Below are 22,072 nucleotides of genomic sequence, written 5' to 3'. Positions count from 1 at the left end.
CGGGCGTCGCCGGGGATGTATACACTCCACCATGCACAGCAAGATCGCTTTGCCCTGCGCCCTGCTCGCGCTCGCAGCGGCGGGCACCGGTTGCAATCTCATTTTCGGCATCGAGCCTGGCACGGAGGGCGCGTCCTCCGCTTCCTCTTCCTCGACGACGACGAGCACCGGATCCGGGGACGGTGGCTCTGCCCAGACGACGTCGGGCGCCGGCGGTGACGGAGGTGATGGCACCGGCGGTGACGGTGACGGCGGCGACGGCGCCGGCGGCAGCGCCGGGGGCACGCCCTCGTGTCCCCCGTCGAGCTGCGCCGTGGGGGAGTGCCCCGTGACGCGAATGCCAGGAGATCTCGGCTCCAACGTGAAGGGGATGGCGGTCACGCGGGATCTCGTGCTCCTGGCCAACAACCAGGCCATCGTCGCCATCCCGAAGGACGGCGGGGCCGCGCGCACGCTCCCGGGCACCTACGGGTTCGGCGACACCGCCTGGGTCACCTACTCGGGCGGGCAGCTCTCGTGGATCAACTGGAGCAACGGAGACGTGCTGGGGATCTCCATCGAGCCGCCGAGCTCCAGCCCGATCCAGATCGCGCAGGTCCCCCTGCAGGAAGGCGAACCGGCGGCCACGGCCTTCGGCCGGATCGCCTCCTTCGGCGACAGCGTCTACTGGGCGACGCAGTCGCCCGCGGCCGTCTGGCGAGCCAAGGCCGACGGCAGCCAGGCTATCGCCGAGCTGGTCGCCTCCAGCGACCGCCCGATCGGCGTCGCCGTCGACGCGACGCACGTCTACTGGTCGGACTACCTGGCGCGCCAGATCCTGCGCAAGACCAAGGACCCGCTCGGCGCCGCCGCCGAGGTCTTCGCGGAGACGAACGGCAACCCGACCGAGCTGGTCCTCGCCAACGGCGTCGTGCACTGGGTGACCGACAACGCCGGCGCGATCCAGTCGAAGGCGACGGACGCGGCGCCGAGCGCCCCGCCCTTCACCACGACGGTCGACACGCAGGCCGTCGCCAAGTCGCTCACGGTGGATGACGAGTTCGTCTACTGGACCGTTTACATGAACAGCGAGGGGCAAGGCGAGGTGCGGAGGGCACACCTCGGCAAGGGCGACACGGTCACCCTCGCGACCGGGCAGCCGTACTTCTTCGAGATCGCCGTCGACTGCGGATCCATCTACTGGAACGTCAACGACCTAGAGGCCGAAGAGGAAGGCGTGGTGTTCCAGATGCCGAAGCCCTCGAACTGAGCACCTCGTCCCCCGCGTCTGCGAAGGATTGCACGCTTCCGAGCCGCCTGGCAGGCGCGGTGGCTACGCGGTGCCCTCCGCCTCTTCTTTTCTGGGCCACGTGAACCGGAACGTCGCGCCGCTCTTGCCGTCCGAGTCCACCCACGCCCGACCGCCGCGGCTCTCCACGATCTTTCGCACGATGGCGAGGCCGATCCCCGTGCTCTCCACCTTGTCCCTCGCCTGCAGCGTCTGGAACATCCCCCACACCTTCTCCTGGAACGCAGGCGCGATACCAGGCCCGTTGTCGGTCACAGAGACCTCGACCCTGTCGCCCTGCTCCCGGGCGGACACGGAGACCGCCGCGTCCTCGCGGCCCGCGTGCTTGAGGCCGTTGGTGATCAGGTTCATGAGCACCTGTTGCAAGGGCACCCTGTAGGTCCGCAGGGTCGCCGGCGGCACGTCGAGCGTCACCCGCGCGGGCGGCCTCGGGGCGATGAGCTCGACCACCTCCCTCGCCAGCCGCTCGAGGTCGACGCTCTCCGGCTTCTCGCGGAACCTCGTGGCGCGGGAGTAGGCCAGGATCCCCTCGATCAAGGCCTCCATGCGCCGCACGCGCCCGCGCAGGAGCTCCATCTGATGGCGCGTGTCCTCGGTGAGCTTGTCCGAGAGGTCCTCCTCGATCCACTGGGCGAGGCTCGCGATGCCCCGGAGCGGCGCCTTGAGATCGTGGCTCGTCACGTACGCGAACTGGTCGAGCTCGGCGTTGGTCCGCTCCAGCGCGCGGATGAGCGATTGCGCCTCCTGGAACCGCCTCGCGTTGTCGATCAGCAGGGCGACCCGGTTGGCGAGCTCCTCGGCGAGCGCGACGTCCGCCTCGCTGAAGCGACGTCCCGACTCCGCGTGGACCAGCGTCAGCGCGCCGATGGTCCGGTCGCGCCCCCGGAGCGGGACGACGACATACGACCTCAGCCCGAGCGATCGGATCAGGCGCAGGTGCTCGGGGCTCTGCGCGGCGGACTCGATGGCGGCGTCGGGGATGTCGGCCATCCACTCGGAGCGGCCGGCGCGGATCACCGCGGGCACGCCCGCCGGGGCGTCGGGCCGGGGCGGGTCCATCGCCCGGAGGCGCTCGGCGAGCTCGATCTTCGCGGGATCGCAGTGGTGGACGGCCACGCGCTCGATGGAATCGCCGTTCAGCATGTCGACCGCGCACCAGTCGGCCAGGGTGGGGACCGCCAGGTGGGTCAGCTGCGTGAGCCGCGACGCCACGTCGAGCGAGCCGGAGAGCGCGGCGCCCGCCTCGCTCAGGAGGCGGAGCGTCGCCTGCTGCCGCTCGAGCTCCGCCGCGAGCATCTCCGCGCGCGCCCGGGCCTCGCGCTCCCGCTCGAGGAGGCGCGCCCTGTCCAGCGCCGACGCGCACTGCGCCGCCACGCTGAGCAGGAACTCGCGCTCTTCGGGGCTCCACGCCCGCTCGTTCGCGAACGAGAACGCGAGCCCGCCCAGCAGCGCCGCGTGGGCGACGATCGGCAGGACGGCGAGCGCCTTCACGTCGTCGCGGACAGGCCGCAGGGCCGCGAGCTCGGGGTACGCGGCGTGCAGGCTTTGCGTCGTGTCCACCCAGATGGGGCGGCGCTCCCGGAGCGCCTCCGAGAGCGGCAGTCGGGCGTCGAGATGCACCCGCGCGTAAGGGCTCGTGCGCTGCTCCTCGAGCCCCGAGTGGCCGACGAGCGTCGCGACGCCTGCCGCCTCGTCCGCCGTGTACATCATCGACGTCGAGGCGCCGAGCACCCGGTGGATGTCGCTCACGACGGCGGCGGACACCTGCTCGACCGTCACGACGCCGCTCAGCGCGGTGCTGACCGCGAGCAGCGCCTGGGTGAGCCGGGCGCGGCGATCGAGCTCCTCGACCCGCCTCGTGAGCTGCGCGGCGAGCTCGCCGCGCTCGGCCTCGACCTGCTTGAGGCGCGAGATGTCGGCGAACACCGAGATCCCGCCCTCGAGCTCGCCGTCAGGCCCGATGATGGGCGCGGCGCTCCCGAGGACCATGCCATACGTGCCGTCGAAGCGCTGAATCCGGGTCTCCTCGCTCTCGATGACCTGCCGTGCGGACATCGCGCGGGCCATGGCCCAGTCCTTTGCCTCGTACGGGCGGCCGTCCTCGTGGAAGGCGCGATAAAGCGTCCAGTCGTTGATCGATTCGGTCGAGGCGCTGCCGGCCCAGATGCGCTCCGCCGCCCGGTTGTGCAGGACGAGCTTCCCGGAGGCGTCGCAGAGGATGACGCCGTGCGGGCTGTGCTCGAGCACGGCGTCGAGCCACCCGCGATCCCGGGACCCCACGGCGCGGAGCCGCTCGAGCTCACGCTTGAGGGCCTCGAGGTCCGTCGTATCGACGCGGGCGGCGGGCCCGGGGGACGGGCCGGTGTGCGCGGAGGTTCTCATAAGATGATGGCCACCGGCGCCTCGCGGAAGGCCGAGGCGCCGGGCGGGCGGACGTCGCTTGGAGCTTACGCGCATCGATGGCGCGGCGGAAGGCGGCGCGACCCGGCCGAGCGGGTTCCTCAGCGCGCGGCGCGCGTGCGCGGCTCGGCGCACGCGTCGGCGCACGAGATGTCCGGCTTCCTGGCGGCGTATCCGGGCGCCTGGCGGCTTGTCCGGCTCAGCACAGGCGCGGGCGGACGGCGGCCGACTGCGTCACGCCCTCGCGCGGGCGAGTGCCCGAGCTGGTCCTTGGGATCATGGTCGATCGCCGGGCCGGCCGCTGCGCATCGGCCGGGGTCGACGCGGAGCGGGACTGCGACTCTCGCGGCGATCCCGCGAGGGGCGCAGGAGCTCTCGGGGAAATGACGATGCAGGCTTAGGGCTCCACCTCGCTCACCATCCTCGCTTCCCGAACCCAGATGTTCGGGGCCGATAACCGGCAGGTGAGCGCGACAGCGCGCCGGTGTCGGGCTAAGGAGCAAGCAATGATAGGCAATCGTTCAGGTCGCCTCATGGCGATCATGTTCGCTGGAAGCTTTGTGCTCGCGGGGGCCGCCGGCTGCATCGGCAGCAGCGATGACGCCGAGGCGGATCGCGATGGAACGGCTGGGCACGAGAGGACCGGCACGGGCCCCGACGGCAGGAGCCACGGACAGACGGGCCGAGACGGCGCGCGAGGCGCCGGCGGGAGGGGCGGTCGAGCGCAGGCCGGCGGCAGGCAGGGAGGCCGCGAGCAGCCCGGCCATCAAGGCGGCAGGCAGGGCGGCGAAAGGGCCGGCGGCCAGCGCGCGGGCGACAGGCAGATGTGCGGCGAGCAGGCCGGCTATCAAGGCGGCAGGCAAGGAGGCCGCGGACAGAGCGGCAGTCAGGGCGGCAGGGAGGGAGGCCGCGGACAGAGCGGCGCGAAGCGGCAGCTGTCCGACGCGGAGCTCACGATGCTGATCTCGTTCATCCACCAGAAGGAGGCGGATCTGTCGCAGATCGCCTTGGACAAGGCCGAGTCGCCGGATGTGAAGCGCTACGCTGAGCAGCTCATCGAGGAGCAGTCCCAGTCCGAGCAGATCGGCGCGGGCTCGAGGGGTTCACGTATCGAGATGGAGTCGTGCCCGCGCTGCCGAGAGCTCGACAAGAGCTCGACCGAGGTGAGCGGAGCGCTGGAAGAAGAGGAAGGCGCCGAGTTCGACAGGGCCTTCATCTGGTCTCAGATCTCCTTCCATCGCCGCGCCCTCGAGCTCCTCGACACGCCGCGCGTCGCGAACGCGGAGAACGCCGAGATACGATCGCGCGTGGAGGCGATGCGAGCGGACGTCGAGCAGCGCCTGACAGAGGCCGAGCAACTGTTCTGCTTGCTGCTCAACGAACAGCGGGCAGGCGGCCAGCAGCAACGCACTCAGCAGGAAAGCAGCGAGCCCGGCCAGCAGCAACGCGGCCAGTTCGGCTGGGCGCAAACCGGGCAGCAGCAGGGCATCCAGACTGGCCAGCAGCAGGGCACCCAGCTCGGCCAGCAGCAGCAACGCGGCCAGCAGCAACGCGGCCAGGTCAGCCAGATGCAGCCTGGCCAGCAGCAGGGCACCCGGCTCGGCCAGCAGCAGCAACGCGGCCAGCAGCAACGCGGCCAGGTCAGCCAGGTGCAGCCCGGACAGCGGCAGGGCACCCAGCTTGGCCAGCAGCAACGCGGCCAGGCGAGCCAGGTGCAGCCCGGCCAGCAGCAAGGCAGCCAGCTGCAAGGCCCCCAGGCTTACGCGCAGCGGCAAGGGGAATCGCAGAAGTCCCAGTAACAGGGCTTCATGTCCCGCAGGGCGGCGGCGACGGCGCCTGCTCGCGGCCTCCGCGAGCGCCAAGCTCGCCGAGCGCGACCCCGCCTACCCGATCCAATAACAGCGTCCATGGTCTCGTGACCGCGATGGCGGGCGAGTAGGCCCCTGCCCGGGGTCGCTCAGGCGAGCCGCGCGCGTCAAGGGTCGATCCACGTCCACGGGAAGTCGACCTCCACAAGCGTGTCGGCGCCGTCGAGCACGTCGACGCTCTCGACGCGCACGATATCGCTCATCGGATCTCCGTCGAAATCCACGAGCCAGACGTCGACGTCATAGTACCCCTCGGAGAGGCCGTCGATGGTGAGGCCGAGATCATCGCAGTCCCCCACCGCGTCGACGACGAGGAAGCCCGCCTCGTCCTCGACGCTGACCGCGACCCCGCTCACGTCGTGATCGAAGCACTCCCACGGGTCGTCGCTGCCGTCGATGGTCAGGGCGACGGTGAGCGAGCCGCGCGTGAGGTGATCGTGGTCATCGTCATGATCGACGACGATGCACCCCGTGAGCGAGGCAGTAGCGAGGACGCAGCCAGCGAGACCGGTGAGCACCTTCGAAAGTTTCATGGGGGTCGTCTTCCTTTATCCAAGTCTGGCGCTGTCGCGCCGATGCGCGGCACGGCAGCAAGCGCTATACCAGCGAGCGGCGCGCTGCGATGCGCCGGCGGCGCTCCGCCTTCGCCGGGTGGCACCGCAGTTGCTCCTGTGAAGCCCCCATGGAGATGAACGTGCCAGTCCTCGATATTTCCTCCCCCAGAGCTGCGGCGCGCGCTCAGCAGCGCAGCAGCAGGCTCGCCGTGCTGGCCGCGCTCGTTGCGCTCGCGCTCCTCGGCGCGACCGGGTGCGTGGCAGAAGTCCACACCAGGGCCGCAGCGCCGGCGCATGCGACCGTCACGTACCAGGAGTTCGCGGTGTACGAGGAGCCGGTCGTTCACATCGCAGCGGCGCCGGTCCACGTCGAGACCTACCCGCGCGTGTACTACCGCGGGACCTACGTCTACTATGTGGACGGCCGCTGGTACTACCCGTCGCACCACGGCTGGGTCTACTACCGCGACGAGCCGCGCGCCCTGGTCCGCTACCGCGTCGACTTCGAGCGACACGGCCATCATCACCATCACCACGTGCACCGCACAACCACGGTCAGGCCGGCAGCGACGGTCCGGGCGGGGGCCTCGGTCCGAGCGGGGGCCTCGGTCAGGCCGGCAACCTCGGTCAGGCCGGCAACCTCGGTCAGGCCGGCAACCTCGGTCAGGGCGGGGGCGACGGTGACGGCAGGAGCCACGGTCAGGCCGGCGACTCCGGCGAAGCCAGCGAAGAAGCATCGCGTGGAGCGTCGACGGCACCACGTGGAGGAGAGGCACCCCGAGCGCTGACGGCCGTCTCATCGTTGGCACAAACGTTGCGCATGCACCAGCGACGCGGGGCGTCGCATGACCGCGCTCCCCTCGGGGGCGCCTCGGCCCGCGCGCGGGTCCAGCCTCCCCGGATCCCCTAGCCCGCCCTTCCGCTACCCACCCTTCGCGGCGTCGGCAAAGGCCTTCCAGGTCGCCTCGGCCGCGCCCACGCAGGCGCGCGTCCCGTCGCGCACAATGGGCGTGCGGAGCAGGAGCGGATCGTCGACGAGGAGCTCCGCGATCCGCGCCTCGCTCGGGCCGAGGTGCTGGAGGCCCCGCTCCTTCACCCGCGCGCTCTCCGCGTCGTAAAGCGCGCGCACGCCGCCCACCGCGCGCGCCACGCTCGCGAGCTCCCCCTTGGAGAGGCCCTTCTCGCGCAAATCGACGAGCTGCACCTTGATGCCCCGGTCGGCGAAGAACCGCTGCGCCGCCCGCGTCGCCTTGCACTTGGCCGTGCCGAAGATCTGGATCATGCGCGTCGCTCCTCGGTGAAATGGCTACCTCCGCGCTCCGGAGGGCAGCGCGGGCGCGGAGCATAGCAACCGTTGCCTGGACGGCGCAGAGCCAGCGGCGCGCAGGACGCTCCGCGCCGTTCCCGAAACGCTTCGCCCCGAAGCGCAGCTCAGCAGCGCCGCCGCGCGCACGGGTCGATTCTTCCGACCGGCGGTGCCGTCCGCTGCCGTCTTGGATCGATCCGCCCCGTCGCGGCCGCTCCACCAGGTGGCGACCTCGCTCCGCCCCCTACGAGGCCGCCCGCTCCGGTCTCGCCCCCTCCCCCGCCGGACGGTCCCGGCATGCCGCGACCTCGCCGTGTCCCCCTCCGAGGCCGCCCGTGTCGGTTCGAGGGCGACCCCCTCGCGAGGCCCTCCGCCGTTTCGTCACGTCGCGCCCTCCGGCCCCCCTCCCCGCGCGATCGAGCGTGACCCGTCCGCTCGCCCGGCAATGTATGCTCGTCCGGCAACGCCCGCGCGCGCGCCGCCATCCCAGGACAACGAGAACGCGCCGCGCCGAGCGGGGCAACAACACCGAAAAACGTCGGTAAAATGCGCCATGTCGGCGGTCGATTCGTTTTCCTATTTACGTCCTCGGCGGTTAGGATATCGAGGCGCATCGATGATCGTGCCCCCTCACACCCTTCGCGGTCGGGTACGACGCAGCGGCAACACTGGAGCGCATTGAATGAGGTTCCGTCCCTCGCTCTCGACGAGCGAGTCCGAATCGAGTCATCCCGTTTCCATCGCTTCCGCGGGCGGACGCGCGGGCGAGCGCGCGCCGGCTCGGCGTGCGAAGGCCGCCAGCGCGCAAGCCACGCTCGGAGCGACCGAGCTCTACTTCCGGTCGCTCGCCGGCAGCCAGCCGCTGACGCGCGAGGGCGAGGTCGCGATAGGCCGTCGTATCGAGGCGGGCACGCTCGCCTGCTTCGAGGCGTGGGTCCGGTCGCCCGTCGCCCTGCGCGAGCTCGCCTCGACGGCGGAGGACGTCCAGGTCGGGGCGCTGAGCCTCCGCGATCTGCTGTGCGAGGCCGACGCGGGTGATCCCGAGGCGGACGCCTCCGCGAAGCGGCTCGCGGAGCTGCTCGGGCTCGCCCGCTCGCTGCTCGGCCGGCAGATCGCCGAAGACGGCGTGGAGACCGCCCTCGCGGGCCTCGCCGCAGGCCTCGCCGAGCTGCGCCTCGATCCGACCTTCGAGGAGCGCATCGAGCGGAGCCTTCGTGCAGCAGCGGCCGAGGCCGACAAGGCCGAGCGCGCCACGATCGAGGCCACGCTCGCGGCGATCGCCCGGGGGCGCCGCGCCGTCGCCCAGGCGAAGTCCGAGCTCGTCCAGGCGAACCTCCGGCTCGCGGTCGCCATCGCGCGCGAGCACCAGCGCTTCGGCGTCCCGTTGCTCGACCTCGTGCAGGAGGGGAACCTCGGCCTGATCCGCGCCGCCGACAAGTTCGAGTACCGCCGCGGCCACCGCTTCGGCACCTACGCCGCGTGGTGGATCAAGCAGGCCATCAAGCGGACGATCCTCAACCAGGGAAAGCCCGTTCGGATGCCGGTCCACCTCACCGCGATACGGAGCCAGGTGGTGCGCGCCCGGCGAGATCTGGTGCAGGAGCGGGGGCGCGAGCCTTCCGTCGAGGAGATCGCGGAGCGCAGCGGCCTCACCGTGGAGAAGGTGCGGGTGATCAGCGAGCTCGCGCTCGAGCCGCTCAGCCTTGACGCCCCCGTCGGCGAGGAGGGGGATACCCGGTACGGGGATCTGCTGGCCAACGACGAGCCCACGCCCGCGGACATGCTGGCCCGGCGCCGCCTGATCGAGCAGACGCGCGAGCTGCTCGACTCGCTGCAGCCGCGCGAGCGCGAGCTCCTGCGGCGCCGCTTCGGCCTCGACGGCAACGAGGACGAGACGCTCGAGGAGATCGGGCAGTCGTTCTCGCTGACGCGGGAGCGCATCCGTCAGATCGAGGCGAAGCTGCTCGAGAAGCTCCGGACGCGCTCGCGGCAACGAGAGCTCGGCTCCTATCTCGAGGGGTGAGGGCGCGGGCAGCGCCGGCGCGCTTCAGAAGCTGTACCGGACCGCCCCGCCCAGCCGGTGAGACGAGCCGGCCACGCGACCTCGACGTGGTTGGGCACGAGGGCGACCTCGACGTGGTTGGGCACAAGGAAGAGCAGGGCGTCGACGAGGAGGCACTCGTTCTTGCCTTCGCACAGCCGGTCGTCCCGGCTCCCGAAAATTATGCGCCACTGCACGGGCAGGCCGGGCCGAGGACCACGCGCGCGCCGAACGCGCCGCCGGCCTCGGGGAGCCTGTCGCTCAACGTCCCGGCGAAGAAGTAGACCGGCGCGACGGCCAGATAGAAGTAGTGGTTCATCGTGCCGCTCTCGCCAGCAAAGCCGACGCGAAGCTCGGGACCGAGCGCGTAGCGCGCGACGCGCATCTCGCCGTCGAAGCCACGACGATCGTCAACGTCGGTCGAGCCGGCGCTCGCCGAGAGCCCCGCGGAGAGGTACGGGACCCACGACGCGCTGTCGGGGCCGGTAGACCCGCACCAGCCGAGGAACAGCCCGCCCTCGAGGACCCGCACTCCGCTGCCCGCGCGCGCACCGAAGGCGAGATCCATCTGAAAAGGCCGCATCGGATCGGCGAGGGCAGCGCCCGGGGCGAGGGCGCCGGCCATCCCTGACACGGCCGCGAGCTGCCACGCGGCGCGCGTCACTGTCGCCCGGTCCCGATCTGACCTTGGCCGTCGCTGCCCCAGCAGAACACCCCGCCCTCCTCGTCCAGCGCGCAGGTGCGCTCCCGCCCGGCGGCGAGGGGGGACCGCGCGCATGTCGAGCCCCGCCCGCACCGGCGCGGAGACCAGGTTGGTCTCCTAGGAGCCGAGCTGGCCGCTCTGGTTGGAGCCCCAGCAGACGACGCTGCCGTCGTCGAGCAGCGCGCAGCTGTGGCGCCTGCCGGTGACGACGGCCCTCGCACCGGCAACGCTCTCGACGAGGGTGACGCCGACGACCTCGACGACCTCGTCGGCGCTGTCGAAAATGGGCCCGCCGCCGCTCTGGCCGTTGAGGTTCCACCCCCAGCACGCCACCTGTCCCGTGCCGCAGCTGTGGCGGCCGCCCACCGCCCGCTGCAACGTCGGTCGCGCCGCGCACCCCCTCCTTGCGGGCGGCTCCGGCGGCACCGTCTCCCCAGCACCACACGTCGCCCTGCGCGTCGAGGGCGCACGCCGTGCGCCTCGCCGGCGGCGACGCGCGTCACGCCGCCCAGCGGGAACCCACCCAGGTTGAGAACGAACGAACGAGGTTGAGAACGAACGAACGCGGACTCGCTCCTCACAGTGCTCTCGGGATCGGAGCCGAGCAGGTGGATCAGGTTGTCACCCCAGCAGACCACGGTGTCGGCGGCGCGCACGGCGCACGTGAACCCGAGCGACGGGTCGTCCGCCTCCACGAGCCCGCCGGCCGCGAGCTCAACCACGTCCTCCAGGACCCGGCACGCCGCGCGGTGGCACCGGGCAACGCCCTCCAGCCACGGCGTCCACGCCCCCGGAAGTGCCTGCGCAGCCCGCCGGCACGACGGCGAGGAGCCGCCCACGTCATCCCCCCCAGCACATACCCCCCGGGTCGAACAGCGCGCACGTGTGCCGCGGACCAGCGGTGACACGCACGGGGTCCGCGGCGAGCGAGACCCACCTTGGGGAGGTACTCAGCGAGCCGATGGAAACACCGCCAAGCTGGCCTGCGTCGTTGTCGCCCCAGCACGCAGTATTACCGTTCCTGAGAATCGCGCAGGTATGGTAGGTACCGGCGACGACCTGCGCCGCGGGTTCGAGCGCCCTCATGCGCACCGGCGTGAAGTGGTAGTCGTCCAAGCAGCCGCCGGCGAGGGGCGCCGTGATGAGCAGCGAGGCGGCCGCCCCTCGTCGGGAGATGAGACATCTTCGTCCGATCATCATTCGCCTCGCGCCCGTGCCTGGGTGCATCTTACCGTGTTCCCGCGGCTTCTATCGCGCGCTCTGGCTCGGCCACGCCAGCCGACGATCCGACCCGGTGCACGACAACCGGGTAAAAACGCCCGTTCCAACAGCACCTGACACGGATTGAGCAGGCAAACGACCCTACCCAAACGACCCGGGTTGCGTCAACAAACGACTGACCTACGTTGCATCGCGACCAGGTTGCGTTGCGGCCGCGGCTACCGGCCCCGGAATGACTATCCCATGGGTTCGCCTTCCGATAGAAAATCATCCCGCTCGGCCAAGCATAGCGTACAGCTCGCTGCCTCTGACGCCGCTTCCTGCGCGTTCGGCACCGCCTGCAGCCGTACGAAAGGGTATACCGCCGCACGCCGCTTCGGCCGTCCACCCCGCCGGCCCCAGCCGGACGCGCCCCACGACAAGGCGCTGATGCCCTTGCCCGTCCCGCCCGCCTCCCAGCCGCGCCGCTGCTAAGGCTCTACACCGTGAGCACGAAGTCGGCCACGCTGGCGCCGTGAAACGTGCGCATCCACCACGTCCCCGCGGGGAATACAGCGCTGCGCACGCCGGCACGCCATCGCTCGAGTGCCGCACGGTACGACGCTCGAAACGCACGCACAGCGGCACCTGCGATTCGCCACGCGTCCCCCTGATTGCGACCAACCGCAAACGTCGGATTGCCGTCGCGCAGCGGCTCGAAGCTCGTCACGCGCTCGTAAGGGGACACCCTGCTGGCTCTCTCGGCGCCCAAGAAGCGAAGTCCTCGCCGCTGCACCTCCGCGCGGGCCCGCGCTTCCTGTCGCTCGAGCTCGGCAGAGACGTCCTGGCGAAAGCCTTCCGCGCTTTCCTGCTCAATGGCCGGCGGCAGCGCGAGTGAGACCGCCACCTCCTCGGGCCACTGGGGGTTTTCCGGGTCGAGATACACCGAAGGCCGTGCCGCGCGCAGCACGCCGCGACCGAGCTCGTCCACATTTACCTTGGCGCCCGGCCACTCGCGAGCATGCTGCACCAGGCCAGCGGCGACGGGATTCGCCATGACATAAGCAATCTTCTCCACCACCGCCGCGCGCGTGAGCAGCCGCACCACGCTCGTGGCCTCGTGGTCCCACACGGGGCCTTCCCACCCGCGTAGCACCTTCGTGCCAAGCGCGACGATGCGATGGAAGAATTGCAAGAACCGCGGCAGGACGCCCCTCGAGTCGGTCACGACCAGGTGCAGATGCGTTGACATGGCGCAGAGCGCATGGACCTCGATGCCGTAACGGCGGGTCGACACCGCGAGGACGTAGACCAGGAGCCGGGTGATGGCCGCATCCGGGCGGAAGAGCAGGTGCCGGCGCAGGACGCGACGGGTGATGAGGTACGTGGCTCCGGCAGCGATCTCGCGGGGCTGGCTCATGACAGGTGCACCATGACAAGCTTTGTGCCACGGGTTTTCGTCAATCATTTCGCTGCTCGACCAAGCTTCGTGGGTGGCGGCCGCCTGGCGGTCCGCCACCTGAGCTGGAGCCGTCGCCTACTCCAGCCTGACCTGGGTTGCAGTTAGTCCGACCCAGGTCGGGACGCCAACCTGGTCGTGGTCGGGATGCCAACCCGGTCTGCGAACCTGGCCCACCGCCAACCTGGGTCGGACCCGATGCCAACCTTCGGTCCACCGGGTCCGCCGTGCCAACCTGGGTGGGGTCCGAACCTGGGAACCGCAACGCTCACACTGTAACTCACATTTTCTCTTGCGCATCTACGGCGCCCAGCCGTATGGCATCGACGGGCCGCGAAGACGCTTCTGAACGGGGGGAGGATGAAAGCCACCTGGAACCTCGCCGCGCAAACGCCGGGGGGCTTCCTGCATGGCGTGAATCATGAGGTGCGCCTCTGCGCACGCCGCGAGGAAGCGCCGCCGTCGGCACGATGGTTCACCGGAATTCCCCTGTCCGGGTGGGATTGGCCATCACGCTGCCAGAGCCCGCGCACTTGTGCGGCGCAAGCGAGATATGCCACCTCTGCACGCCTGGGTGCGCCCGGCGGCGTTCGACCCCTACAGCGACGATGGGAGGTTGCCGTCAGTATACAAATCGCCCACGCACTTCGAGAGGTACGGGAGCGCTTGACCTTCGCCACAAGGGAGCGACGCCGCCCAGTAGCCGCCTCCCAGCGCGCTGGCCGTTGCGTATTTCCTCGCCGGGGTCCTCCTCGGCCGGCGCGGGCGCCGCAGAGCCGCCGCCGGCCTGCGCCGGCCCGGGCTGTGGACGGCCGCGTGAACCAGGTTGCGGCGCGACGAACCAGGTTGCGGCGCGACGACGAAGGCTCCGCGTGAACCAGGTTGCGGCGCGGAGGCTCGTGTTAGTCTCGCTTCGCGCTCACCAGCATCCGGGTAGAAGGCGCAAGGGGCGGATTGAACAGCGACGACAGAGGGCGCGGTGCCGAACGGGGTGGACCGTCCAGGGAACGACGCCGCGAGGATCCGTCGGCGCCGGACGACACGCTGGCACGCGCCGTGGCCGACGCGTCGATGGCCCTCTCGCGCGCCGGCGATGACGGTCCGCAGCAAGCGATCGTGGCGGCGGCGGCGCGCGTCCTCCACGCCGACATCGCCTGCCTCTACGATGTCGCGCAGGCGCCGCACCCGCTCGGGCTCGTCGCCTGCACAGGCGGCAGCGCGGACTCGCTGGACCCCCTCCGGCGCCTGCCGCTCGACGCCCCGAGCCTCGCCGGCGCCGCCGCCCGCACGGGCATCGTGCAGGTCGCGCCCGAGGACGAGAGCGCCGACGCGCTCCTGGACGCCGGCCATCTGCGCCGACGCTGCGGCTGTACCCACGCGTTCGCGATCCCCATCGCCTTCGCCGGCACCCTGCGCGCGGTGCTCCTCTGCGCCGCGGCGGAGCCCGCCCTCCCGCAGGCCGAGCTGCTCGAGATCGCCGGCGCCTTATCGAGCCTCTTCGGGATGGCGCTCACCGCCGCCGAGCTGCACGCCCAGCGCGCACGGATCGAGCAGCTCGAGCGGGAGAACCACGAGCTCGAGCGCTCGCGCGAGCAGCTCCACGCGACGATCGCGGAAGCCAGGCAGACGGAGGCAGCGCTCCGGCTGAGCGAGGACAGCCTCGCCCGCGCGCAGAGGTTGGCGAAGCTGGGCAACTGGGACTGGCACATTCCAAGCAACGAGCTGCTCTGGTCCGACGAGTGTTATCGAATGCTGGGCGTGTCCCGCGACGCCGGCGCGATCACCTACGAGCGGTTCATCGACCGCATCCACCCGGAGGACCGAGAGGGTGTGATGCGCTCCGTCGACCTCGCGCTCCAGGGCACCCTGCCCTATTGTGTCGATTACCGGATCGTCCGCCCGAACGGCGAAGAGCGCTTCCTCCACACCGAGGCGGACGTGCTCCGCGCCGAGGACGGCTCTCCGCTGCGGATGATCGGCACGGCGCTCGACGTCACCGAGCAGCGGCGCGCCGATCGAGCCTTGCGGCTGAGCGAGGAGCGCCTGCGGATGATCGCGGAGCACGCGAGCGACGTCATCTTCCATATACGGCTCGGCCCGGAAGGGGGCTACGAGTACATCAACCCCGCCGTCCTCGATCACACCGGCTATCCGCCCGAGGCCTGGTACGAGGACCCTGAGCTGTTCGTCACCCTGATCCATCCCGAGGACGTCGGGCGCTATCATGCGTTCGTCGAGCACATGGCCGCGTCCGGCGGCCGGCTCACCTTCCGGATCATCGACAGGAGCCGCCGGACCCGCTGGGTCTCGACCCACATCACGATCCAGCGCGACGAGCACGGAAACCCGATCGCCGGGATCGGCATCTCGCGCGACGTCACCTCGGAGAAGCTCGCCGACGAGGAGCGCGAGCAGCTCCTCGGACAGCTCGCGGCCGAGCGGCGCTGGCTCCACGCGGTCATCGAGCGCTCGCCGGTCGGCATCCTCCTCCTCGACCGGGCCGGCGCGCAGATCGCCCGGAATCGCCGCGCCCAGGAGCTCGCCGGGACAGACTCGCCGCCCGGGCTGCCGGGCGCATGGTGGCTGTGCCTGCCCGATGGGCAGCCCCTCACGGACGAGGAGCAGCCGTCGGCGGGCGCGCTGCGCGGCGAGGTCACGAGCTCGAGGGAGCTGTCGCTCCGACGCGCCGACGGCACCATGCTGGCGGTGCTCGCGAGCGCTGGCCCCATCGTCGACGGGAACGGCAAGCTGCTCGGCGCGGTCGTCGTGTTCGACGACATCACCCGGCTCAAGGAGCTCGAGCGGCTCAAGGAAGAGTGGACGTCGGTCGTCGCGCACGACCTGAAGCAGCCCGTGACGACGATCATCGGCTATGCGACCCAGCTCGAACGGAAGCCCCAGGTCGCGACCGCCGTGAAGACGAGGGCGGGACACATCCTGGCGAGCGCCAAGCGGCTCGGGCGGATGGTCTCCGATCTCACGGACATCTCCCAGATCGAGTCGCGTCGACTCGCGATCGAGCGCGCTCCCCTCGACCTGCGCGCCCTCGTGGAGGCGGTCGTCGAGCGGATGGAGAGCGAGACCGAGGGGCGCGCCGTCGACGTCGAGAGCCGCGGCGAGATCCCGATCGTGCGCGCGGACGCCGGGCGCGTCGAGCAGGTGCTCAGCAACCTCATCTCCAATGCCGTGAAATACGGTGATCCAGAGACCCCGATACAGGTGGCGCTGGAGCGGCGCGACGACGCGGTGCAGATCTCCATCCGGAACAGCGGCCGTGGGATCCCGGCCGAGGATCTCCCGCTCCTGTTCGAGCGCTTCTTCCGGGGAAAGGCGAAGGAGGAGCGCGTGGTCGGCCTCGGCCTCGGCCTGTACATCGCGAAGCGGCTCGTCGAGGCCCACGACGGCAGGATCTGGGTCGAGAGCCCCGAGGGGGGTCACACGACGTTCCATTTCACGCTTCCGGTGGCGGCGGCGCCGCGCCGGGATGCGATGTGATCACGAGCCGCCCTGGCCTGCTGTGCCCGGTCAGCGCGCGCCCGCGACGGAAGCGGGGATCCACAGCGGTGGCTCGGGCACGCCCCTCCCCGCTCCGGCCGGCACAGCATGGCTTCGTCCGGTGATGCGCTCGAACTCCACGACGTCATGAGAGCACACGAGCCTTACCTCGTGGCCGCGCTCCTCGCGCAGCGCGCGCAGCCGTCGCTGGTTCTCGAGCCGCGCGCCGCGGTCCTTCTCCATCATGAACTGATAGAGACGCAGACCCGGCGTGCACGCCGGCCGAACCGGGTCCATCTCTCGGTGATAGAAGTAGGCGTCGCCGGCGAGGAGCAGCCAGCCGCCGTCGCTCCGGACGGCCACGCCAGCGTGGCCCAGCGTGTGACCGATGAGCGGGACGAAGAGCACCTCGTCCTTCAAACCACCCACCGGCCGCGCGCCCTCGAAGCCAAACCAGCGCTCGCCGCCGCCCGAGGGGTACGCAATCCAGTTCGGCTGCGTCGACCACTGAGCCGGCCGGTAGCGCATCCGGTCGAGGAGCGTCCGCCGAGCGACCGCGGCGTCACGCTCGTCGGCGAGCAGATGGACGTGCGCTCCGGGAAAGTCGTCGAGGCCTCCGGCGTGGTCGAAATCGAGGTGGGTGAGCACGATATGGCGGACCTCCTCGGGTCGAAGGCCCAGGCGCTCGATCTGCCGGCGCGCGGTCATCTCGGCGCGAAACTCCGGTCGCAGGAGGAAGAGGAAGAACCGGCTGAGCCGCTTCCTCGCCATCGAGACGTCCAGCAGCCCAAGCCCGGTGTCCACGAGGACCAGGCCGCTGTCCGTCTCGAGGAGCAAGCAATGGCACGTCAGCCTCCCGCGGAGCCCCAGGGTCCGCCCGTCCATCAGCGCGCCGCCGACCGGGCAAGTCGAGATGCAGTTGAGATGATGGATTCGCACGGACGCATCCCCCTTCGCGGCTCCCCTGCTCCCGCGACGACCGCCCGACGAGCCGGCGCCGACGCGGGCCCACGGCGCGGCGTGCGCTCGAACTGCTCATCGCGACCCGCCCGCCGGTGATCATACGACCAGAGCCTGGGCTCACCGGAGCGCATGAGGCACCGTGGTTACAGTGGTTGCACGGGGTATGCCGAGCTCCTCGAGGAGGTCGATCGCACCGCGCGCCCAGGCCCACGCCACGAGATCCCTGCTCCGGGGCGCGGCGCGGGAGCACCCCGGTTCAGGCCGCCCTGAACGGGAGGCGCCCTGGATGGGCGGCCTTGACTTTCGTACCCCGCCTGGACACTTCCTGACCCCGAGCGCCCCATGTCCTTCGCCCGCGCCACCGCGCGCCACCCCGAGTTCCGCCGCGGCGCGCGCGACATGCTGCACGTGTCGCCCGGCATCGCCGCCTGGGGCCTTGTGACCGGCGTCGCGATGGTCAAGAGCGGGCTCACGGCGCCGCTCGCGGCGCTCATGTCGCTCGTGGTCTTCGCCGGCAGCGCGCAGCTCGCCACGATGCCGCTGCTCGCGTCCGGCGCGCCGCTCTGGGTCGTCTGGGCCACCGCCGCCTGCGTGAACCTGCGCTTCGTGATCTTCAGCGCGATGTGGCGGCCCTACTTCGCGCGGCTCCCCAGGTGGCGACGGTGCCTGTGCGGCTATTTCAGCGGCGACCTGAACTACGTGATCTTCAGGGAGCGCTTCCCCGCGCTCGAGCCGGCGCCCGAGCAGGAGCCCTACTTCTGGGGCGGCGTTGCGATGAACTGGTCTGCATGGCAAGGCGCATCGCTGAGCGGCATCGCGCTGGCCAACGTGATCCCGGTCGAATGGGGCCTGGGCTTCGCCGGCGTGCTCGCGCTGCTGGGCATCACCTGCTCGCTGCTCCAGGACAGGGCCACCTGGCTGGCCGCCGGCACCGCCGCCAGCGCCGCGGTGGCCGCCTACGCGCTGCCGCTGAAGCTCAACATCCTCGTCGCGATCGCCGCCGCGGTCGCGGTGGGCCTGGGCCTCGAGGCGGCCGAGGAGGCGCAACGACGCGCGCGCAACGTGAGCGAAGAGGCCGGACGATGAGCGCCTGGGAGACCCTCGTGGCCATCGTCGGCCTCTCGCTGATCACCGCGTTCACCCGCGCCTTCTTCCTGTACCCCGACCGGGATCTGCCGATGCCAGGTTGGCTCAGGCGCGGGCTGCGCTACGCGCCGCTGGCAGCCCTGGCGGCCGTGATCGTGCCCGAGGTGGTGATGACCCAGGGACACCTCATCGCGACCTTCCAGGACGCGCGGCTGCCCGCGACCATCGCGGCCAGCGCCTACTACTTCTCCCGCCGCGGCATCCTCGGAACCATCGTGATCGGGATGGCTGTGTTCTTGCCGCTGCGCATCGGGCTGGGCTGGTAGTGCGCGGGCGCGCAGGTTCTCCTGAGGCGCCAAGGCTGGTACGCTGGGCGACATGTCGGATGAGAGTGCCCGCCGTCCGCACCAGGCCACGAAGTCATCCGCTCGCGGGAGCGACTCGACCGCGGCCAGGGGCGTTGGCCCGGGGGATGTCGTCGGCCAGCACTTTCGGATCGACGAGCTCCTGAAGAAGGGAGGCATGGGTCGGGTCTACCGGGCAACCGATCTTCGCCTCGGCGAGCCGGTCGCGCTCAAGCTGATGGATCCGGCGATCGTCGGCACGGAGAGGGCGCGCGCCCGCTTCTTCCGCGAGGCGCAGACAGCCGCCAGGCTGCGGAGCAAGAACGTCGTGCAGCTCCTCGACTTCAACGTCGATGCAGCCACGCAGGTGCCCTACATCGCCATGGAGCTCCTTCGCGGCGAGGACCTGGCCCAGCGGATCGCCCGCGGGCCGCTCTCCTATGAAGAGACGACGGCGATCCTCGGCGATGTCTGCAGCGCGATCGCCAAGGCCCACCGCATGGAGATCATCCATCGCGACATCAAGCCGGCCAACGTCTTCCTCGTCGAGGACGACGATGGCCCGCTCTGCAAGGTCCTCGACTTCGGGATCGTCAAGCTGGGTGACCTCGGGCTCGACCCCCAAGGATCCCCGCAGACGGACGCCGGCGCCACCCTGGGCACGGTGAGCTACATGAGCCCGGAGCAGATCGCCGACGCCCGTGGGGTCGACCTCCGCGCGGACCTGTGGTCGATCGGCGTGATCGCCTACGAGTGCATGACCGGGCAACGGCCCTTCCGCGGCGAGTCGCTCTTCGAGCTCGTCCACAAGATCTGCTTCGATGTCCCGGTCCCGCCGTCGCGGCTCGCGGACGTCCCGAGCGGCTTTGACGCCTGGTTCGCCCGCGCGACCCACCGCGACCTCGACCGCCGGTTCACCTCCGCCCGCGAGCTCCTCGAGGCGCTCCGGGCGCTCGCCGGGCGCCCGCCGGAGCCGCCCCCGACCCGGCCCTCCGGCGGGCCGCCCGAGCCCCCCGTCAACCAGAGCTGGGCCTCGGACGCCAACCAGATCGACATCGGCGCCCTCAAGGACCTGACCTTCAAGAACGCCGTGGTCCGCGAGTTCCTCGACAGCGCCAACAAGCACTTTGTCTCGGGGAGCAAGGGGCTCGGCAAGACCCTCCTCCTCACGTACAAGCGCTCGGTCTTCAGCGAGATCTACCTGGCGGCGACCGGCCGCGAGCGGCGCCACGCCGCCGTGCAGTTCATCCCGGAGGGGCGGCCGTACCTCGATCTGATGGGCGATCTGCCCAGCGTCGATCAGACCCGGACCGACCTCATGTCGGGTCTCCACGAGTGCAAGCGGCTCTGGAGCTTCAGCTTCCGCATGTCGATCGTCTCCTACCAGTCCGCGGCCGCCGGCGCCGCCGATCCCGCGGATCTGGCGCCGCTCCCCCGGAGCCTGCGCGGGCTCCTGGAGGGCCGGCCGATCGAGCCGACGATGGTGCTGAAGGAGCTGCTCTCGCTGACCGTTCGCCAGATCAACCAGGTGGTCGACGCGATGGAGCGCCCGCTCGAGCGGCGGCTCCGCTCGCTCCACAGCGGCGTCTACATCTTCATCGACAAGCTCGATCAGGCGCTCCGGCGGCTCCCGCGAGCCGCGTGGATCCACATGCAAGCGGGGATGATCGAGGCCGCGTGGGATCTGATGAACGCCAACAGGCACGTCAAGATCTTCGCCACCATCCGCGAGGAGGCGTTCTCCACCTACGAGTCCGACATCAAGAACAACCTCTACGGGGCGACGTCGACGCTCCGCTACGCCAAGCACGAGCTCTTCGAGCTGCTCGAGAAGCTCACGTACTATTACGAGCGGCTGCCGCTCCGCGAGTTCATCCACCTCGACGTGGTGAGCGCGGGCCGCTCGGCCCGCGGCGAGTCGACCTTCGACTTCCTCCACCGCCACACCCTCGGGCGGCCGCGCGACCTCGTGATCCTCGCCTCGGAGATCTCACGCAACCGAAAGGCCCTCGACGAGCGGACCTTCACGCAGATCGTGCAGCGCACCAGCGCCGGTCTGCTCGTGGCCAACATCTTCGACGAGATGCGGGTCTTCCTCGAGGTGCTCTGTGACCGCGACAAGCGGGCTCGCTTCCTCGGCCTCCTCCCCTGCGACGTCCTCACCCACGACGAGGTGATCGAGGTCTGGTGCAAGTTTCATGAGGTCGATCGCGCGTACTACGACGCCCACGGCCGGGACGCCGACGACGTCTACCACCCCTTCCGCGAGCTCTTCGAGTGCGGCCTCCTCGGGGTGCTCGGCGCCGATCCGGGGACCGAGCGCCAGCTCCAGCACTTTCGACAGCCGCACGAGGCCGTGGTCGGCTCGCGCCACGCGCTGCCGCGCTCGCGGTATTACCTGCTCCACCCGTCCCTCCGCGCGTTGATCGAGCCGCTCCCCGGCGGCGGCCCGTTCCACGCGATCCGCCACGTGGTCATCGGCCACGAGGAGCCCTGGCCGCGCCACTGGGACCTCGTGGTCGACGTCCAGCGCGAGCTCTTCCGGCGCCCGGACGCCGACGAGGAGATCGCCGGGGCGGTGTTCTCCCTCCTCGACCGCCTCTCGACAGAGGTCGCCGACGGCGAGGGCCCTGAGGCCGCGCGGCGGGCGATCGCCGCCTCTCCCACCTTCGCCCGCCTCAGCGCGCACCTCGAGCGAATCCACTGGGACGATCTCCACCTCACGCTCCTCGAGCTCTTCCCCGACGAGCGGCGGGAGGAAACGGAGCCGACCGACCGGGTGGAGGTGGCGATGCTGCTCATCGACATCGTCCGGTCGACCCACATGATCCGCAGCATCGGCGACACCGGCTTCGTCGACCACCTTCACCGGCTCCGCGGCTCCCTCCGAGGGGCGACGAATCCGCGCCTGCTGAAGGGGACCGGCGATGGGTACCTCGCGGTCTATCCCACGGTGGCCCGCGCCGTCGACGCGGCCCGCATGCTCCGTCGCACCATCGACGACCCTGCCCAGCTGCGCCTCGTCGTCCACTGGGGCTGGGTGCGGATGAGCGATCACGACGTCATCGGCAGGGAGGTCCACCGGCTCTTCCGGATCGAGGCGGTCACAGAGGAAGATCGCACGGACGAGCCGAGCTCCGGGATCGGCCTGCCTCGCCCCGGCCGCGTGACGCTCTCGCGCTCCGCGGCCGCCGCGCTCCCCGACCCGTCGCGCGCGGACTTCCGCCGAGCGGGCACGTTCCGGCTCAAGGGGTTCGACGATCCCGAGTCGATCTGGGTCGAGATCGACGAGGTCGGCGAGGTCGACGCCTGCCCGTGAGATCGCTCGCGGTGAGCCGAAGGGCCCACCGGCGCGCTCGGCGAGG

Annotated in this window: 17 protein-coding genes and 1 pseudogene; 8 read left to right on the top strand and 10 right to left on the bottom strand. The window is 70.8% G+C overall.

The annotated features are described in order from the left end of the window. The first annotated feature begins 31 nt into the window (after positions 1-31). Positions 32-1,249, top strand: coding sequence for an ABC transporter permease (locus tag WMF29_RS01005; protein ID WP_437327042.1), 1,218 nt, complete (start codon positions 32-34; stop codon positions 1,247-1,249). A gap of 63 nt (positions 1,250-1,312) precedes the next feature. On the opposite strand, the gene WMF29_RS01000 is transcribed toward WMF29_RS01005, so the two are convergent. Beyond that, positions 1,313-3,670, bottom strand: a complete 2,358-nt coding sequence (locus WMF29_RS01000) for a GAF domain-containing protein (RefSeq protein WP_437327041.1) — start codon at positions 3,668-3,670, stop codon at positions 1,313-1,315. Positions 3,671-4,221: 551 nt separating this feature from the next. Here WMF29_RS01000 and WMF29_RS00995 point away from each other — a divergent pair. Then, positions 4,222-5,487 (top strand): DUF4142 domain-containing protein, encoded by a 1,266-nt coding sequence (locus WMF29_RS00995; protein ID WP_437327040.1) that lies wholly within the window; start codon positions 4,222-4,224, stop codon positions 5,485-5,487. 176 nt (positions 5,488-5,663) lie between these two features. Here the strand turns inward: WMF29_RS00995 and WMF29_RS00990 are convergent, their stop codons facing one another. Beyond that, the gene (locus WMF29_RS00990) at positions 5,664-6,089 is read right to left on the bottom strand and encodes a hypothetical protein (protein ID WP_437327039.1); all 426 of its coding nucleotides are present in this window, start codon (positions 6,087-6,089) and stop codon (positions 5,664-5,666) included. Positions 6,090-6,238: 149 nt separating this feature from the next. Between WMF29_RS00990 and WMF29_RS00985 the strand changes: the two genes are divergently transcribed. Further along, positions 6,239-6,898, top strand: a complete 660-nt coding sequence (locus tag WMF29_RS00985) for a hypothetical protein (RefSeq protein WP_437327038.1) — start codon at positions 6,239-6,241, stop codon at positions 6,896-6,898. Between the two features lie 134 nt (positions 6,899-7,032). On the opposite strand, the gene WMF29_RS00980 is transcribed toward WMF29_RS00985, so the two are convergent. After that, entirely contained in the window at positions 7,033-7,392 is a 360-nt protein-coding gene (locus WMF29_RS00980) for an arsenate reductase family protein (protein ID WP_272097255.1), read from the bottom strand. Between the two features lie 706 nt (positions 7,393-8,098). Here WMF29_RS00980 and WMF29_RS00975 point away from each other — a divergent pair. After that, a complete protein-coding gene (locus WMF29_RS00975) occupies positions 8,099-9,439 on the top strand; it encodes a sigma-70 family RNA polymerase sigma factor (RefSeq protein ID WP_437327037.1) in 1,341 nt (446 codons plus the stop codon). A gap of 199 nt (positions 9,440-9,638) precedes the next feature. Here the strand turns inward: WMF29_RS00975 and WMF29_RS00970 are convergent, their stop codons facing one another. The 6 genes and pseudogenes from WMF29_RS00970 to WMF29_RS00945 all read right to left on the bottom strand — a co-directional run bounded on the left by WMF29_RS00970 (position 9,639) and on the right by WMF29_RS00945 (position 12,780). Then, the gene (locus tag WMF29_RS00970) at positions 9,639-10,121 is read right to left on the bottom strand and encodes a hypothetical protein (RefSeq protein ID WP_437327036.1); all 483 of its coding nucleotides are present in this window, start codon (positions 10,119-10,121) and stop codon (positions 9,639-9,641) included. After that, complete coding sequence (locus tag WMF29_RS00965; protein WP_437327035.1) at positions 10,118-10,381, bottom strand: hypothetical protein; 264 nt, start codon at positions 10,379-10,381, stop codon at positions 10,118-10,120. The genes WMF29_RS00970 and WMF29_RS00965 overlap by 4 nt, the downstream gene beginning before the upstream one ends. Beyond that, positions 10,278-10,526 carry a hypothetical protein gene (locus WMF29_RS00960; RefSeq protein ID WP_437327034.1) on the bottom strand — a complete coding sequence of 83 codons (249 nt, stop codon included), beginning with the start codon at positions 10,524-10,526 and terminating at the stop codon, positions 10,278-10,280. Before WMF29_RS00960 ends, WMF29_RS00965 begins: the two co-directional genes overlap by 104 nt. Positions 10,527-10,578: 52 nt before the next feature. Continuing rightward, positions 10,579-10,635 (bottom strand): annotated as a pseudogene (locus WMF29_RS00955) (hypothetical protein); the annotation flags it as partial. Between the two features lie 365 nt (positions 10,636-11,000). Next, the gene (locus WMF29_RS00950; RefSeq protein ID WP_437331257.1) at positions 11,001-11,246 is read right to left on the bottom strand and encodes a hypothetical protein; all 246 of its coding nucleotides are present in this window, start codon (positions 11,244-11,246) and stop codon (positions 11,001-11,003) included. Between the two features lie 613 nt (positions 11,247-11,859). Continuing rightward, positions 11,860-12,780 (bottom strand): transposase, encoded by a 921-nt coding sequence (locus WMF29_RS00945; RefSeq protein WP_437324994.1) that lies wholly within the window; start codon positions 12,778-12,780, stop codon positions 11,860-11,862. A 1,095-nt stretch (positions 12,781-13,875) separates the two neighbouring features. Here WMF29_RS00945 and WMF29_RS00940 point away from each other — a divergent pair. Continuing rightward, entirely contained in the window at positions 13,876-16,314 is a 2,439-nt protein-coding gene (locus WMF29_RS00940; RefSeq protein ID WP_437327033.1) for a PAS domain-containing protein, read from the top strand. A 30-nt stretch (positions 16,315-16,344) separates the two neighbouring features. On the opposite strand, the gene WMF29_RS00935 is transcribed toward WMF29_RS00940, so the two are convergent. Beyond that, a complete protein-coding gene (locus tag WMF29_RS00935) occupies positions 16,345-17,253 on the bottom strand; it encodes an MBL fold metallo-hydrolase (RefSeq protein WP_437327032.1) in 909 nt (302 codons plus the stop codon). 366 nt (positions 17,254-17,619) lie between these two features. Here WMF29_RS00935 and WMF29_RS00930 point away from each other — a divergent pair, with 366 nt between their 5' ends. The 3 genes from WMF29_RS00930 to WMF29_RS00920 are packed head-to-tail and all read left to right on the top strand — an operon-like array spanning position 17,620 to position 22,026. Next, the gene (locus tag WMF29_RS00930; protein WP_437327031.1) at positions 17,620-18,363 is read left to right on the top strand and encodes an AzlC family ABC transporter permease; all 744 of its coding nucleotides are present in this window, start codon (positions 17,620-17,622) and stop codon (positions 18,361-18,363) included. Beyond that, positions 18,360-18,689, top strand: coding sequence for an AzlD domain-containing protein (locus WMF29_RS00925; RefSeq protein ID WP_437327030.1), 330 nt, complete (start codon positions 18,360-18,362; stop codon positions 18,687-18,689). Before WMF29_RS00930 ends, WMF29_RS00925 begins: the two co-directional genes overlap by 4 nt. A gap of 52 nt (positions 18,690-18,741) precedes the next feature. Continuing rightward, positions 18,742-22,026: a P-loop ATPase, Sll1717 family gene (locus WMF29_RS00920; protein ID WP_437327029.1), complete on the top strand. Its 3,285-nt coding sequence runs from the start codon at positions 18,742-18,744 to the stop codon at positions 22,024-22,026. Positions 22,027-22,072: the final 46 nt, after the last annotated feature.

Origin of the sequence: Sorangium sp. So ce381 (assembly GCF_051473845.1) — a bacterium.
Lineage (GTDB): Bacteria > Myxococcota_A > Polyangia > Polyangiales > Polyangiaceae > Sorangium > Sorangium atrum.
The sequence above is the reverse complement of the archived record's forward strand: the minus strand, read 5'-3'. Positions and strand labels throughout refer to the sequence as shown.